Source organism: Streptomyces sp. D2-8 (assembly GCF_023184515.1).
Classification (GTDB): domain Bacteria; phylum Actinomycetota; class Actinomycetes; order Streptomycetales; family Streptomycetaceae; genus Streptomyces.
The window spans coordinates 164,488-179,080 of sequence record NZ_JAAHBP010000004.1; the positions used below are offsets into that span (position 1 = coordinate 164,488).

A 14,593-nucleotide genomic window follows, 5' to 3' on the forward strand; every position below is an offset into this window, starting at 1 on the left:
TGGATACGTCCAATATGCGGACTTGAATGTCACACATCTGTGGCAATGCGGGGGTCCCGCTCGGCAACAGCACAACCACGTGTGCTAGTTACGAGTCAGACACGTGCGGCCCCTTTCCCCTCGTCCTCAACTCGGCCGCACCGTTGGGGCATTCGACGTAATCGGGGTACTTCACTTGATAACCGGCATTCAGGGCACTCGCCTCCGCAGAGCCGCGGCCGTCGCCGTGACCACCGGCGCCATGCTCGCGACCGGTGCCCTCACCGTCGCGCCGGCGCAGGCCGCCTCGGCGCCCTCCATCGCCGCCAAGGGCGGCTACGCGATGAACAACGCGACCGGCAAGTCGCTCTACACCAAGGCGGCCGACACCCGCCGCTCGACCGGCTCGACCACCAAGATCATGACCGCCCTGGTGGTGCTGAAGCAGTCGAACCTCAACCTGGACAGCAAGGTCACGATCCAGAAGGCGTACAGCGACTACATCGTCGACAACAACTACGCGTCCAACGCGAAGCTGATCGTCGGCGACAAGGTCACCGTCCGCCAGCTGCTCTACGGGCTGATGCTGCCGTCCGGCTGCGACGCGGCGTACGCGCTCGCCGACAAGTTCGGCTCGGGCTCGACGCGCTCGGCCCGCGTGAAGTCGTTCATCGGCAAGATGAACACCACCGCCAAGAACCTGGGTCTGAAGAACACCCACTTCGACTCGTTCGACGGCATCGGCAAGGGCGCCAACTACTCCACGCCGCGCGACCTGACCAAGCTCGCCAGCTCCGCGATGAAGAACTCCATGTTCCGCACGGTCGTCAAGACGAAGAAGTACACGGCGAAGACGACCACCAAGACCGGTGGCACGCGGACGATGGCTCCGTGGGAGAACACCAACCCGCTGCTCGGCAGCTACACCGGCGCGATCGGCGTGAAGACCGGCTCCGGCCCGGAGGCCAAGTACTGCCTGGTCTTCGCCGCCACCCGCAACGGCAAGACGGTCATCGGCACGGTCCTCGCCTCGACCGGCCTGTCCGCACGCAAGTCGGACGCGACGAAGCTGCTCAACTACGGCTTCACCAAGTAGGACGACCGAGGGGGCCCTGCCGCACACCGCGGCAGGGCCCCCTCGTCTGTCACGCGGTGGTGCGCTGACGGCGCTCCACCGCCCGGGCCGCCTTGCGCCGGCCGCCCGACAGCACGTTCACCGGGGAGCCCGCACCGGCTCCCGGCTCCAGCCGCCAGCCGCGGATCCGCGCCGCGACCTGCGCCAGCCTCCGGTCGCCCGGCCGTACGTCGACGCAGAACAGCGACTCGTCGGGCGTACGGTCGTCGCCGCCCCAGCGGACCACGCCGTCGAGTTCGGCGAGGATGTCGCGGATCACGACCTCCTGCTGCGGGAAGAAGCCGCCCCGGGCGCCGCGCGGGTAGAAGCCGGGCCGGATCCGCACGGCCGTGCCGGACGCCAGATTGGACTCGGGCCCGTTCCTGGCGAGGCCGGCGGGGTCGTGCCATCCGACGACGTCGCCGCGGCGCAGCGGGTCGACCTCGTAGTGGAACCGGCGTACCAGGTGGACGAGAACAGTCTCCACGTCGCCCATCCGCACGGCGACTCCCTTGAGCGGGGTGCCGGGGACGGGACGGGTGTAGACGGTGCCGCCGTCGTCGGCGACGCTCTCCGTCTCCCAGCCGTTGTGGGAGCGCGAGCCCGCCAGCACCCGCCGGGTCCGGTCCTGCGCGCTGCGCAGGGCGTCCCGTACGCGGGCCGGGATGGGGTTGTTCGCGTCGGCGTACGCCTGGGACAGGAAATGGGACAGGGGCAGGGCGGCGACGCCCACGGCACCGCCGACGGCGGCGATCCGGCCGAGCAGGGCACGGCGGGACAGGCCGCGACGGTGCGCGGCACCGGGCGCTGACGGTCTGCGGGGGATGCGGGGGAGGCTGAGCTTCAACGGAGTCTCTTCCTGAAGTTCTTGCTGAAGTTCTCTGCGCACACGCGCTCAGGCATTGCGGACGATGCTGTTGTACGTCTCGAAGATCTGGTAGACGGCCAGGCTCTGGTGCGTCTGGGACTCCACGTCGGGGTCCCAGGCCCGGTAGCGGCGCAGGAGTTCGGTGATCTCGAACTCGGCGAGGTCGAGGCGCATGGACCGCGGGGTGGTGACACGGTCGCCGGGGGGCAGCCGGCCGCCGGGCCTGCCCCGGGTGCCCCACAGGTGGATCAGGGCCGCGGTGCGCACACTGAACGCGTTGTCCTTGTTCAGCTGCTGCCACACGGTCCACAGGTCGGCGTCCTTGGCCGGGTCGCGGTGGTCGCCGCTGGTGAAGCCCCAGCCGATGCAGTGGTTCCAGGCCTGGATGGCGTCGCTCGCGCTGATCTCGCCGATGCCGGTGTGCGAGTCCCTGACGGAGCCGGAGCCCGTGAGGTGGTGGTCGGCGACCTGCTGGTCGGCGGACTGGCCGGCGAGGCCGTAGTCGCGCATGGCCCAGTAGACCACCGTCTGGATCAGTGCCTTGCGCATCGTGTACGTCGTCGACAGCTCGGTGATCAGCCCGTCCTGGTCCTGGATCGCCGCGACGGCCTGCGCGTTGGTGTAGAGCCGCGCCTCGCTGCCGATGCCGCCCATGTCCGGGCGCCCGATCGACCGCATGTAGCGCGAGAGGTCGGCCCGCAGCGCCGGCACCTGGCGCGCGTCGAGGGCGACGTCCGGGACGGCGGGCCGCGGCCGGTCGAACGAGCCCTGCCCGGTGTCCCGCCCCGAGGCGATGTCGGCATCGATCTCGAGCTGCCCGTCACCGGAGCCGAGGGTACGGATGACGAACTGGTCGTAGGCCCAGTCCTGCGGCAGCGGGTGCCCGGCGTTGCCCTCGAAGCCCGAGGACATGTCGGCGACGAAGCTCGCCGTCGAGTAGCCGGCCGCGCCGACCCGCGCGCACACGCTGCGGGAGCCGTAGACACCGATCTCGTAGGGGTGGCCGGAGTCCGCCATCGCCTCCTTGATGCCCTTGAAGTGCGGCAGGACGCTCGCGGTGATCTCGGCGTCGATCGCGTCGAAGTCGACGGCGAAGAAGATCCGGGTCCCCCGCCCGAAGCCGTGGTCGCGGGCGGCGTTGACCGCCGCGTACCCGGCGGTCCGCCCCGCGACGTAGTCGAAGTCCGAGGCGTCGTTGTTGACGGTCTGGTAGATCGGGAAGCAGCGCAGGCCCTGCTGGGCGATGGTGGCGAGCTCGCCCGGCTGGATGGCCTTCTCCGGCAGCGAGGTGGCACTCGGGTTGGTGAGGTAGCGGCCGACGTAGGTGATCCCGGCCGCCTTGAGCGATGCCGCCCGGGCCGGGGTGACCTTCGCGACGGTGTCGCAGGCCCGGGCGGGGCGGGACTGGTCGCCGAAGGACGCCAGCAGGGAGGCGAAGGTGGCGAAGTCGCCCTCGCCCGTGGCCGGGAGCGCCGCGAAGGTCTGGAAGGCCCGGACGGCTGCGGCGAGGGACGAGCCGAAGGTGTCGGTGAGGGCCGCGGGCCGCCGGCCCAGGACCATCCCGGCGGAGAACAGCTGGACGAAGACGCCCTTGTCACCCTGGGTCACGGGATGCGCCTTCAGGCCCGACTGGGTACCGGGCCCGAAATTCCCGTTGGCGGTGCCGTCCGCCATGCCCAGCTCGTACTGCACGCCGAAGAGAAGCGCCTTGACGGTGTCCCGGGACACGACCCCGTCGCAGGCGATGACGTAGAAGTCCCGCCGGTTCAGGTAGCGGCCGTTGAGCCACTGCTGGACAGCCCTGACCTGTCCGGTGCCCGAGGCGCCGGGGACGTACGAGTCCATCGTCAGCAGCGCCTTGACCGTCTTGGGCGTCAAGCCGGTGCCCGGGAAGGCCTGTTCGACGCCCATGTCGGTCTTGAGCCGGGCGACGGCCGCCCGCACCCGCGCGCCGTAGGTGCCGTCGAGATCGCCGCCGTCGTAGCCCTTGCAGGAGAGGCCGGCCTGGATGATGCGGCAGAAGTCGGGCGAGGGGACGGTGTCCGCGTTGAGCTCGGGGTACTTGGCGGTCAGGGTGCTGAGCGTGGTGGGACCGAAGCTGTCGGAGAGCGCTGTGATGCCCAGCTCGTACTGCAGGGCACGGGTCAGGGCGTACATGGTCGCCCAGTCGGCCTCGCCGGTCTCCTCCACGGTCGTGCCGATACGGCTGCCGTAGACGGAGTTCACGAATCTCTGGGCCTTGAGCACCATCGCGTCGCGCATGGGGGGTTCACTCACTTTCGAGGGAGTGACCGCGCCCGCCGCAGCCCGGAACCGGGCCTCCCCCGGGTCGCCGGGCGCATGGTCGATCTCGTGGTGAGCTTGATCGTATGTCCGGATAAACCGCCTACTGTGTGGTAGTTGGGGGAGTTCGAGGAGACTCTTGTGATCCTCGGCGAACCGCTGGTTCACCCCGGACACACGCCGGCGGCCCCCCGCCCGGAGGGGCAGGGGGCCGCCGCAGTCGGCTCACGCCCAGGTGATCAGGCGCTTCGGCTGCTCCAGGATCGCCGCCACATCGGCCAGGACCTTCGAGCCCAGCTCGCCGTCGACCAGGCGGTGGTCGAAGGACAGGGCCAGGGTGGTGACCTGACGGGGCTTCACCTTGCCCTTGTGGACCCACGGCTGCGGCTTGATCGCGCCGACCGCGAGGATCGCGGACTCGCCCTGGTTGAGGATCGGCGTGCCCGTGTCGACGCCGAAGACGCCGACGTTGGTGATCGTCACCGTGCCGCCCTGCATGGCCGCCGGGGACGTCTTGCCGTCCCTGGCCGTCGCCACCAGCTCGCCCAGCGACTCGGCCAGCTGCGGCAGGGTCTTGGCGTGGGCGTCCTTGATGTTCGGCACGATCAGACCGCGCGGGGTCGCGGCCGCGATGCCCAGGTTCACGTAGTGCTTGACCACGATCTCCTGGGCGGCCTCGTCCCAGGACGCGTTGACGTCGGGGTTGCGGCGGATCGCGACGAGCAGCGCCTTGGCGATCAGCAGCAGGGGGTTCACGCGCAGGCCCGCGAACTCCTTGTCCGCCTTCAGCTCCTCGACCAGCTTCATCGTGCGCGTCACGTCGACCGTCACGAACTCCGTGACGTGCGGCGCGGTGAACGCCGAGCCGACCATCGCCGCCGCCGTCGCCTTGCGGACACCCTTGACCGGGATGCGGGTCTCGCGGGTGGTGTCGTACGACGCCGGAGCCTGGGTCGCGGCCGGGGCGGACGCGACCGACGGCTCGGGGACCGCGGGGACGGCGGCGGCGACCGCCGCGTGCACGTCCTCGCGGGTGATGATGCCGTCCGGGCCGGTCGGGACGACGGTCGTCAGGTCGACGCCCAGGTCCTTGGCCAGCTTGCGGACGGGGGGCTTGGCCAGCGGCCGTTCCGCGCCGGCCGGGGCGGCCTGGGCTGCCGGGGCGGTCGCGGCTGCCGGGGCGGTCGCGGCCGGGGCCGCCGGCGTGTGGCCGTTCAGCTCGGTCTGGATCGCTGTCGAGGCCTGCTGGACCGGGACCTCCGGGCCCTTGCGGGGGCGGCGGCGGGTGGACGAGGTCGCCACGCCGTAGCCCACCAGGACCGGCTGGCGTCCCGAGCCCGCCGCCTTCGGCTCCTGCGCCGGCTCGGCTGCCGCGGGCTGCTCGGCGGCGGGCGCGGGCGCGGCGCTGCCGCCGCCCACGTCCACCGCGATGATCGACGTGCCCACGTCGACCGTGGTGCCCTCGGGGAAGTGCAGGTCCCGGACCACGCCGTCGTACGGGATGGGCAGCTCGACGGCCGCCTTCGCCGTCTCGACCTCGCAGACCACCTGGCCGTCGGTGACCGTGTCGCCGGGCTGGACGTACCACTTGAGGATCTCGGCCTCGGTGAGTCCCTCGCCCACGTCGGGCATCTTGAACTCGCGCACGGACGCTTCCGTCATCGTCGTCACGACCCTCTCCTCAGTACGCCAGCGAGCGGTCGACGGCATCCAGTACCCGGTCCAGGTTCGGCAGGTACTCCTCCTCCAGGCGGGCCGGCGGGTACGGCGCGTGGTAGCCGCCGACCCGGAGCACCGGGGCCTCCAGGTGGTAGAAGCAGCGCTCCGTGATCCGCGCGGCGATCTCCGCGCCCGACCCGAAGAACACCGGCGCCTCGTGGACGACGACCAGGCGGCGCGTCTTCTCCACCGACGCCTGGACCGAGTCGAAGTCGAGGGGGGAGACCGAGCGCAGGTCCAGGACCTCCAGGTTCTTGCCCTCCTCGGCGGCCGCGTCCGCGACCTCCTGGCAGAGCTTCACCATCGGGCCGTAGGCGGCCAGGGTGAGGTCGGTGCCCTCACGGACCACCTGGGCCTTGTGCAGCGGGCCCGGGATCGCCTCCGTGTTGACCTCGGCCTTGTCCCAGTAGCGGCGCTTGGGCTCGAAGAAGATCACCGGGTCGTCGCTCTGGATGGCCTGCTGCATCATCCAGTACGCGTCCGACGCGTTGGACGGGCTGACGATCTTCAGGCCCGCCACGTGCGCGAAGAGCGCCTCGGGCGACTCCGAGTGGTGCTCCACCGCGCCGATGCCGCCACCGTAGGGGATGCGCACGACGACCGGGAGCTTGACCTTGCCCAGCGAGCGGGCGTGCATCTTCGCGAGCTGCGTGACGATCTGGTCGTACGCCGGGAAGACGAAGCCGTCGAACTGGATCTCCACCACCGGGCGGTAACCACGCAGGGCCAGGCCGATCGCCGTGCCGACGATGCCCGACTCGGCGAGCGGGGTGTCGATGACGCGGCTCTCGCCGAAGTCCTTCTGCAGGCCGTCCGTCACCCGGAAGACGCCGCCGAGCTTGCCGACGTCCTCGCCCATGATCAGGACCTTGGGGTCGGACTCCAGGGCGCGGCGCAGCGACTCGTTGATCGCCTTGGCCAGTGCCATCTTGTCGGCCATCTCAGTTACCCCCCTCATCGGCGAACGACGCCTGGTAGGCGGCGAACTGGGCGCGCTCCTCGTCGACGAGCGCGTGTCCGTCCGCGTAGGCGTTCTCGAAGATCGCGAAGTGGTCCGGGTCCGGCATGGCACGGACCGCCTCGCGCACTCGTTTGCCCAACGCCTCGGACTCGGCCTCCAGTTCCTCGAAGAATCCCTCGTCCGCGTGGTTTGAGGCCTCCAGGTACCGGCGAAGGCGCAGGATCGGGTCCTTGGCCTCCCAGGCCTGGCGCTCCTCGTCGCCCCGGTAGCGGCTCGGGTCGTCGGAGGTGGTGTGGGCGCCCATGCGGTAGGTGAACGCCTCGACGAGGGTCGGGCCCTCGCCGCCGCGGGCCCGCTCCAGGGCCCATCGGGTGACCGCGAGGACGCCGAGCACGTCGTTGCCGTCCACCCGGACGCCCGGGAAGCCGAAGCCCTGGGCGCGCTGGTAGATCGGGACGCGGGACTGCTTCTCGGTGGGCTCGGAGATGGCCCACTGGTTGTTCTGGCAGAAGAACACGACCGGGGCGTTGTAGACCGCGGAGAAGGTGAACGACTCGGCCACGTCGCCCTGGCTGGAGGCGCCGTCGCCGAAGTACGCGATCACCGCGCTGTCGGCGCCGTCCTTGGCGACGCCCATGGCGTAGCCGGTTGCGTGCAGCGTCTGGGAGCCGATGACGATCGTGTAGAGCTGGAAGTTGTTGCTGTTCGGGTCCCAGCCGCCGTTGTTCACGCCGCGGAACATCCCGAGCAGGTTGGCCGGGTCGACGCCGCGGCACCAGGCCACGCCGTGCTCGCGGTAGGTCGGGAAGACGTAGTCGTCCTCGCGGGTGGCCCGGCCGGACCCGATCTGGGCGGCCTCCTGGCCCAGCAGCGAGGCCCACAGGCCCAGCTCGCCCTGGCGCTGCAGGGAGGTGGCCTCGGCGTCGAAGCGACGGGTGAGCACCATGTCGCGGTAGAGGCCGCGGAGCTCTTCCGGGGTGATGCCGGCGACGTACTTGTCGTACTCGGCGTTCTTGACGCGCTTGCCCTCGGGCGTCAGCAGCTGCACGAGCTGGGGCTCGGTGCCGGCGTCCTTCTTCGTCGTGCGGGTGCGCTTGGTGCCGGTGGTGCCGGCCTTGCTTCCGGCGCTGCGTCGCGGTGTGCGCGCGGCAGTGCTCTCCACGGTCACGTGTGCTCCTCCGTCGGTCCGGGCCACGGGGTTGCCGGTAGGCCTGGGGGTCCCCCCTGCTCTTTTGAGCCTGGGGGAGCGGCTCACCTGAACTCGACCACCGGGGCACGGGGTGGGTGCCACTCGGCCGGGAACAGGCGTGACAGGTGCCCCGGCGAGCGCCCTGCAACAAGCACGTTACCCAGTGCGCCACATTTCTGTGAAACCCCTCCTGACCTGGGATTTTGCTTGGATATCCAAGTAAATCGGAAAGGCGTGGAAGGGGCCCTGGTCACAGCCTTGCAGGAGGCCGGAGCAACCGCACGTTAACCCGGTGACCCAGGTCACGGGAAGAGTCAACTTGTCGGCGCGCCCAAACGGCACGCGCGCGTGGGCCCCGTTCCCGGGCCCCACGCGCGCGTGGATCATGCCTCTGAGCAGCGGGGTCAGCCTTCGCCGCCGCCCGCGCCGCCCACGACGCCTTCCGTGGTTCCGCCGTCGGCACCGCCCGTGTCGTCCGGCGGCGTCTGCGGGTCCGTGGGCTCCTCGTCCGTCGGCTCGCCGGTCGGCTCCGCCGAGGTCGGCGGGTCGGACGGCTGGCCGGTGGGCGACTGAGGAGCGCTCTGCGAGGGCCTGTAGGACGGCGTGTACGACGGCGTCCAGTTGCCGTTGCCGTTGCCCGTGCCGGTCCCGTCGTCCGTGGACGTGTCGGTCGGCTCGTTCGTCGGCTCGTCGCTCGGGGTCTCGCTGGGCGTCTTCTTCTCGGTCGTCTGCGAGGTGGTCGGCGACTCCTTGGTGCCGGGGCCGTCCTTGTCGCCACCCGTGTTCTGCAGCGCCAGGGCGACACCCGCCGCGACCGCGATCACCGCGAGCACGGCCAGGATCCACAGCTTGCCGCGGCCGCTGCCCTTGTTGCCGTGGCCCTCGAAGCCGCCGTCGTCCCCGCCGCCGTAGCCACCCCCGGGCAGGATCGGCGCGGGGATCTGGGTGGTGCCGGAGGCGTCACCGGGGTGGCCCATCACGGCCGTGCCGGCGAAGCCGCCCGACGGGGTGTGCCGGCCGTCGTGCATGTCGACCGGGCCGGTGTTCCAGGTGCCGGTGTGGCCGCCCTGGTCGTAGAGCATCTGGAGCGCGTACTGGACCAGCCCGCGCATCTCCTCGGCCGTCTGGAAGCGGTCGTCGGGCTCCTTGGCGAGGGAGCGCATGACCAGGCCGTCCAGCTCCGGCGGGCACGCGTCGGAGGCCTCGGACGGCGGCGTCGGGATGTCCTGGACGTGCTGGTAGACCACGGAGAGCGGGGTCTCGCCGGTGAACGGCGGGCGCAGCGAGAGCAGTTCGTAGAGCAGGCAGCCCGTCGCGTACAGGTCGGAGCGGTGGTCGACGGCCTTGCCGAGCGCCTGCTCGGGGGAGAGGTACTGCGGGGTGCCCATGACCATGCCGGTCTGCGTCATCGTCGTGGACGCGCCGTGCAGGGCGCGGGCGATGCCGAAGTCCATCACCTTCACGGCGCCGTTGTGCGTGATGATCACGTTGGCGGGCTTGATGTCACGGTGCACGATGCCGTGCTGGTGCGAGTAGGCGAGCGCCTCCAGGACGCCCGAGACGATGATCAGCGCCTGCTCGGGGCCGGGTGCCTCCGCGTTCAGCAGCAGGTCGCGGATGGTGCGGCCCTCGACGATCTCCATGACGATGTACGGCACGGACTGGCCGCCGACGACGTCCTCGCCGGAGTCGTACACGGCGACGATCGAGTGGTGGTTGAGACCGGCCACCGACTGGGCCTCGCGCGTGAAGCGCGCCTTGGACACCGGGTCTTCGGCGAGGTCGGAGCGGAGCAGCTTGACGGCGACGGTGCGTCCGAGACGGACGTCCTCGGCTGCGAACACCTCGGCCATGCCGCCCCGGCCGAGTCTGCGGGTCAGCCGGTACCGGCCGTCCCCGACCAACCCGCCGTTACCCCAGAGCTCCGGCGCGTCCGACATGCCGCCGCCAGTCGCCTCGGGGTCGGACGGGCCCTGAGCGCGCTGCTGCTGTGCCATCAGTCCTCGCCGTCGTTTCTGCCCGCGGTGCGCGCGGTGTTGTTACGGTCTCCGTCGGCCACGCTACAGCCTCCGCGCAAGCCTCCGGTCCGGGAAGGGGCGCCGGGACCGGCACAAGACGGACCGGCCATGAAACCTTCACTCCTTACCGTCGTGCAAATTCTGTGTCCCGGCCGTACGCCCCCTGTAACGCTTACGCGACTCTTCTTTCTCGTACGGTCACGGAACGGGCACCGAGCTTGACGTGTCAGTGCCCTGGGGCAGACTTGGCCGGGAATGGCGGTTTGGATCAACGACGGATCAGCGACAGTCGGCGGCGCCTGCAGGGGCTACGGGGGACGGGGAACATGAGCCAGGACGGCGCACAGGGCCAGTACACGGGGCGGGCGCTCGCCAGTGGCCGCTATCAGTTGCGTGACCTCCTGGGCCAGGGCGGCATGGCCTCGGTGCACCTCGCGTACGACAGCGTGCTCGACCGGCAGGTCGCCATCAAGACACTTCACACGGATCTCGGACGGGAACAGGCCTTCCGCGAGCGGTTCCGCCGCGAGGCCCAGTCCGTGGCCAAGCTCACGCACACCAACATCGTCTCGGTGTTCGACACCGGCGAGGACACCCTCGACGGCATGACGACGCCGTACATCGTCATGGAGTACGTCGAGGGCCGCCCGCTCGGCTCGGTCCTCGACGAGGACGTGCGGCAGCAGGGCGCGATGCCCGCCGACAAGGCGCTGAAGATCACCGCGGACGTGCTGGCCGCGCTGGAGATCAGCCACGAGATGGGCCTGGTCCACCGCGACATCAAGCCGGGCAACGTGATGATGACCAAGCGCGCCGTGGTCAAGGTCATGGACTTCGGCATCGCCCGCGCCATGCAGTCCGGTGTGACCTCGATGACGCAGACCGGCATGGTCGTCGGAACCCCGCAGTACCTCTCGCCCGAGCAGGCCCTCGGCCGCGGTGTGGACGCCCGCTCCGACCTGTACTCGGTCGGCATCATGCTGTTCCAGCTGGTGACCGGGCGGCTGCCGTTCGAAGCGGACTCGCCGCTGGCCATCGCGTATGCGCACGTGCAGGAGGAGCCGCCGGTTCCGTCCTCGGTCAACCGCGCGCTGCCCCCGGCCGTGGACGCCCTGATCGCCCGCGCGCTGAAGAAGAACCCGAACGAGCGCTTCCCCAGCGCCGAGGCCATGCGCGACGAGTGCCTGCGCGTGGCGGCGTCCTTCCAGCCCGCGCCGCCGAGCATCGTCCCGGGCACCCAGTCCCCGAGCGGCGCGGGCGTCGGCTCGGCCGTGTTCCCTCCGGTCGACCAGGCGACCCCGGCGCCTTCGGGCCAGGTCCAGACGCCGTACCAGCCGACTCCGCCGCCGAACCCGTACGGCACGCCCGCCCCGACGGGGCCGTCCCCGGCGTACGGCTATCCGCAGCAGGGCGGCTATCCGACGCCGTCCCCGGCCGGCTACGCCCCGCAGCAGGGCCCGTCGACGCCGCCGCCGTACAACCTGACGCCCCAGACCGCGGTGGCCTCCCCGGGCGGCGGCAGGAACAACAAGCCGGTGATCATCGGCTCGATCGTCGTGTCCGTCGTCGCGGTCGGCGGTCTCGTCACGGCGCTGCTGCTGAACGGCGGCAGCGAGGACGACAAGGGCGGTGGCGGCAGCAGCGCGAGTGCCTCGGCCTCGGCGGAGAAGAAGCCCGGCTACCGCGGGCCGGACACCACGAAGACGATCGACACCGAGGAGTGCACGGAGCCGCGGGAGTCGTACAACGACCCCGACAAGATCCAGATCCCGGACTTCAAGTTCAAGAACATCAAGTCGGTCAAGGCCTGTCTCCAGGCGGCCGGCTGGGAACTGAACGAGAAGAAGGTGGACGAGAACACCTACGGCGACGGCACGGTCATGAACCAGTTCCCGTCCGCCGACACCGACGTCGACCCGGAGGACATGCCCGAGATCGAGCTCAGCGTCTCGACGGGCAACCCGCCCTCCTGAGGTCCCCCTGACGCGAAAGGGCCCGGCAGCTTCGGCTGCCGGGCCGTTTGGGTATGTGTGGCCTGTGCGGCCTGTGGCCGTCTACAGGTAGGGGCCGCCGGACCGGCCGCCCGGGTGCTGCTCGTCGAGACCGTCGCCGACACCCGGCGGGAGGGCGCGGCGCATCTGCTCCAGCTGGGCGCGGGCCGCCATCTGCTGGGCGAACAGCGTCGTCTGGATCCCGTGGAAGAGCCCCTCCAGCCAGCCGACCAGCTGGGCCTGCGCGATGCGCAGCTCCGAGTCGCTGGGGGTCGCCTCGTCCGTGAACGGCAGGGAGAGCCGCTCCAGCTCCTCGACCAGCTCGGGCGCCAGACCGTCCTCCAGCTCCTTCACCGAGCTGGCGTGGATGTCCTTGAGCCGGACCCGGCTGGCCTCGTCCAGGGGAGCCGCGCGCACTTCCTCCAGCAGCTGCTTGATCATGCTGCCGATCCGCATGACCTTCGCGGGCTGCTCCACCTGTTCCGTGACCGGGGTCTCGCGGGAGTCCTCGTCGGCGCTGCCGCCACCGAGCGCCATGCCGTCCTGGCCCACGACCAGGATCTGCGGGTTCTCCGGCGACCTTTCGTTCCTCGGCATCTCCATGCCGCCATTCTCTCGCACGCCTGCACCTCACCTCCGTGGTGCCCCCACGCGAGGCTGATCCACCGTGCTGGAGGAGACGAGTTGGTCAGCCCTCGGGTTGCTCCTGCGGGGGCGGTTCCTCCTCGCGGGTGAAACGCAGCAGGCGGGCCTCGCAGTGGTCGAGCCAGCGGGCCTCGGCCTCGTCCTGGAAGACGAGCTGCTCCAGGACGAGCAGCCGGGCCATCTCCTCGGGGTGCCCGGGCGCGCGGGCCAGGGCCTCGGCACGCTGCCGCACGTGATCGTGGAGCGCCCGCGCGACATGCCGGCGCTGGGCCTCGACGACCTCCCGTACGTCGACGCCGTCCGCGCCGAGAGCCATCACCAGCTTGATCGCCAGCTCGTCGCGCGGCGGGCCGGGTCGTTCCACGGGGCGGTCGTACCAGGCGCGCAGCTCGGCCCGGCCGGACTCGGTGAGCGCGTGCAGCGTCCGTCCGGCCGCGTCGACGTCGTCGTGGGCGATCATTCCGTCCCGTTCCAGGCGGCTCAGCGTCGTGTAGACCTGCCCGATGTTCAGCGGCCAGGTCCCGCCGGTGCGGGCCTCGAAGTCGGTGCGCAGGGGAAGCCGTAGCGGGGGCCGGCCGCCAGGAGGGCCAGCAGCCCGTGACGTATCGACATAACCGGATTGTGCAGCGATTCCGCCCGTCGGCCGAACCCGGAGTGCCGGGATTCCGAGGCGGTGTGAGGCTGATTGCCTGAATATGACCGAACTTGCCGTTTTTGCCCTACCGGGCACGGCGGGAGGGGGTCACCCACGTGACTCCATGGCTACGCGCACTGCGGGCGACGGGACTGGTGCTCGCCCTGGGGGCCGGCGCGGTCGTCTCACCCTACGGATCCGTCCCTTCCCACGGGGCTGTCCTCACGCACGAGGAGGAGGCGGAGGAAGCGGCGGAAGAGGGGGCGGAGGATGGGGCGAGGTCCGGGCCCGTCACCGCCGCGCCACCCAGGCCCGCCCCCTCGGCCCCGGCGGCGCCATCGGCCCGGACCGCTCCGTCGCCCCGGGCTGATTCATCGTCCCGGTCCGCCTCGTCGCCCCGGGCGGCATCGGCCCGGGCGGCTTCGTCGACGCCGTCAGCCCTGGCGGTCTCCTCCGCCTCCGGTGAGCCCTCGCGGGCGGGGAGCCGGGCCGGGGAGGGCCGGGTGCGCCCGGGACGGCCGGAGGACGCCGGGGAGCAACCGGGCGTCGCGGACGCCACGGCCATCCCCGAGGAGCCGCGGGAGACCGCCCCGGTGCCCTCCGCCCCGGCGGAGCAGCCCGTACGAGAGGCCGCGACCGCCGAACGCCCCGTCGGCCCGGTCCTGCGGATCCTGCCGTTGGGCAGCGGCCTGGTCCTGATCGGACTGGGGCTGGGCCTGGCGTTCGTCGCGCTGCGGCTGCGTCGGGTCTAGGGGGCTTCTGATGGATCGCCGCGGAAGAAGGAGCGGCGTTCGGTGGGTGCTCTCGGCGTGCCGGGCGTCGCGACGCCGCGGAGATCCATCAGAAGCCCCCTAGGGGAGGCCGCGAGCGCCGCGCGGGTGCGATGGGGCTGCCGCCGGGGTCCTGCGCCCTGCGGGTGCGGTGAAACCGGCGGGTGGGACGAGTCCGGCCGCGCGGGTCGGACACCCCGTCGCAGCGAACCCGGCGACGGGGCATGCCACTGCCGGGGTCCGGCGCCGGGCCCCGGCCCACCGTCGGGAGAGGGCGCCACGGGCCCGGCGGTGGGTGTCAGGCGCCCCCGGGGGCGATCAGCAGGGACCTTGCCGACATGGCCGCTCTCCTCCACACCCGGTGGAGGGGTCGGCAGCGGTCGCTACGCAGGTGCGATGGAGCTGCCGGGGTCCGGCGCCGG

At 71.2% G+C, this 14,593-nt stretch carries 10 protein-coding genes and 1 pseudogene; 3 read left to right on the top strand and 8 right to left on the bottom strand.

Features of this window, described 5'->3' with window-relative positions; genetic code table 11:
* The first annotated feature begins 175 nt into the window (after nt 1–175).
* Nucleotides 176–1,075, top strand: a complete 900-nt coding sequence (locus G3I77_RS11800) for a D-alanyl-D-alanine carboxypeptidase family protein (RefSeq protein WP_248502931.1) — start codon at nt 176–178, stop codon at nt 1,073–1,075.
* A 49-nt stretch (nt 1,076–1,124) separates the two neighbouring features.
* Here G3I77_RS11800 and G3I77_RS11805 read toward each other — a convergent pair whose 3' ends face one another.
* The 6 genes from G3I77_RS11805 to G3I77_RS11830 all read right to left on the bottom strand — a co-directional run bounded on the left by G3I77_RS11805 (nt 1,125) and on the right by G3I77_RS11830 (nt 10,110).
* The gene (locus tag G3I77_RS11805; protein ID WP_248502933.1) at nt 1,125–1,940 is read right to left on the bottom strand and encodes a twin-arginine translocation signal domain-containing protein; all 816 of its coding nucleotides are present in this window, start codon (nt 1,938–1,940) and stop codon (nt 1,125–1,127) included.
* Between the two features lie 48 nt (nt 1,941–1,988).
* Nucleotides 1,989–4,223 carry a glycoside hydrolase domain-containing protein gene (locus tag G3I77_RS11810; RefSeq protein ID WP_248502956.1) on the bottom strand — a complete coding sequence of 745 codons (2,235 nt, stop codon included), beginning with the start codon at nt 4,221–4,223 and terminating at the stop codon, nt 1,989–1,991.
* A gap of 246 nt (nt 4,224–4,469) precedes the next feature.
* The gene (locus G3I77_RS11815) at nt 4,470–5,915 is read right to left on the bottom strand and encodes a dihydrolipoamide acetyltransferase family protein (protein ID WP_248502935.1); all 1,446 of its coding nucleotides are present in this window, start codon (nt 5,913–5,915) and stop codon (nt 4,470–4,472) included.
* Nucleotides 5,916–5,925: 10 nt separating this feature from the next.
* Entirely contained in the window at nt 5,926–6,903 is a 978-nt protein-coding gene (locus G3I77_RS11820; protein ID WP_248502937.1) for an alpha-ketoacid dehydrogenase subunit beta, read from the bottom strand.
* Between the two features lies 1 nt (nt 6,904).
* On the bottom strand, nt 6,905–8,092 hold the full coding sequence (gene pdhA / locus G3I77_RS11825) for a pyruvate dehydrogenase (acetyl-transferring) E1 component subunit alpha (protein ID WP_248502939.1): 1,188 nt from the start codon (nt 8,090–8,092) through the stop codon (nt 6,905–6,907).
* A 425-nt stretch (nt 8,093–8,517) separates the two neighbouring features.
* Nucleotides 8,518–10,110 (bottom strand): protein kinase, encoded by a 1,593-nt coding sequence (locus tag G3I77_RS11830; RefSeq protein ID WP_248502941.1) that lies wholly within the window; start codon nt 10,108–10,110, stop codon nt 8,518–8,520.
* 347 nt (nt 10,111–10,457) lie between these two features.
* Between G3I77_RS11830 and G3I77_RS11835 the strand changes: the two genes are divergently transcribed.
* Entirely contained in the window at nt 10,458–12,104 is a 1,647-nt protein-coding gene (locus tag G3I77_RS11835) for a protein kinase (protein WP_248502943.1), read from the top strand.
* An 81-nt stretch (nt 12,105–12,185) separates the two neighbouring features.
* On the opposite strand, the gene G3I77_RS11840 is transcribed toward G3I77_RS11835, so the two are convergent.
* Together G3I77_RS11840 and G3I77_RS11845 are read right to left on the bottom strand one after the other, a co-directional pair.
* On the bottom strand, nt 12,186–12,725 hold the full coding sequence (locus G3I77_RS11840; protein WP_282572824.1) for a bacterial proteasome activator family protein: 540 nt from the start codon (nt 12,723–12,725) through the stop codon (nt 12,186–12,188).
* Nucleotides 12,726–12,810: 85 nt separating this feature from the next.
* Nucleotides 12,811–13,379 (bottom strand): annotated as a pseudogene (locus G3I77_RS11845) (PadR family transcriptional regulator).
* 525 nt (nt 13,380–13,904) lie between these two features.
* Between G3I77_RS11845 and G3I77_RS11855 the strand changes: the two are divergent.
* Nucleotides 13,905–14,153: a hypothetical protein gene (locus G3I77_RS11855; protein ID WP_248502945.1), complete on the top strand. Its 249-nt coding sequence runs from the start codon at nt 13,905–13,907 to the stop codon at nt 14,151–14,153.
* The last annotated feature ends 440 nt before the right edge of the window (nt 14,154–14,593 follow it).

Bases quoted from the DNA above. Each gene is read 5' to 3' on its own strand.
- G3I77_RS11810 (WP_248502956.1), bottom strand. From the start codon at position 4,223: ATGCGCGACGCGATGGTGCTCAAGGCCCAGAGATTCGTGAACTCCGTC.
- G3I77_RS11820 (WP_248502937.1), bottom strand. From the start codon at position 6,903: ATGGCCGACAAGATGGCACTGGCCAAGGCGATCAACGAGTCGCTGCGC.
- G3I77_RS11830 (WP_248502941.1), bottom strand. From the start codon at position 10,110: ATGGCACAGCAGCAGCGCGCTCAGGGCCCGTCCGACCCCGAGGCGACT.
- G3I77_RS11840 (WP_282572824.1), bottom strand. From the start codon at position 12,725: ATGGAGATGCCGAGGAACGAAAGGTCGCCGGAGAACCCGCAGATCCTG.
- G3I77_RS11835 (WP_248502943.1), top strand. From the start codon at position 10,458: ATGAGCCAGGACGGCGCACAGGGCCAGTACACGGGGCGGGCGCTCGCC.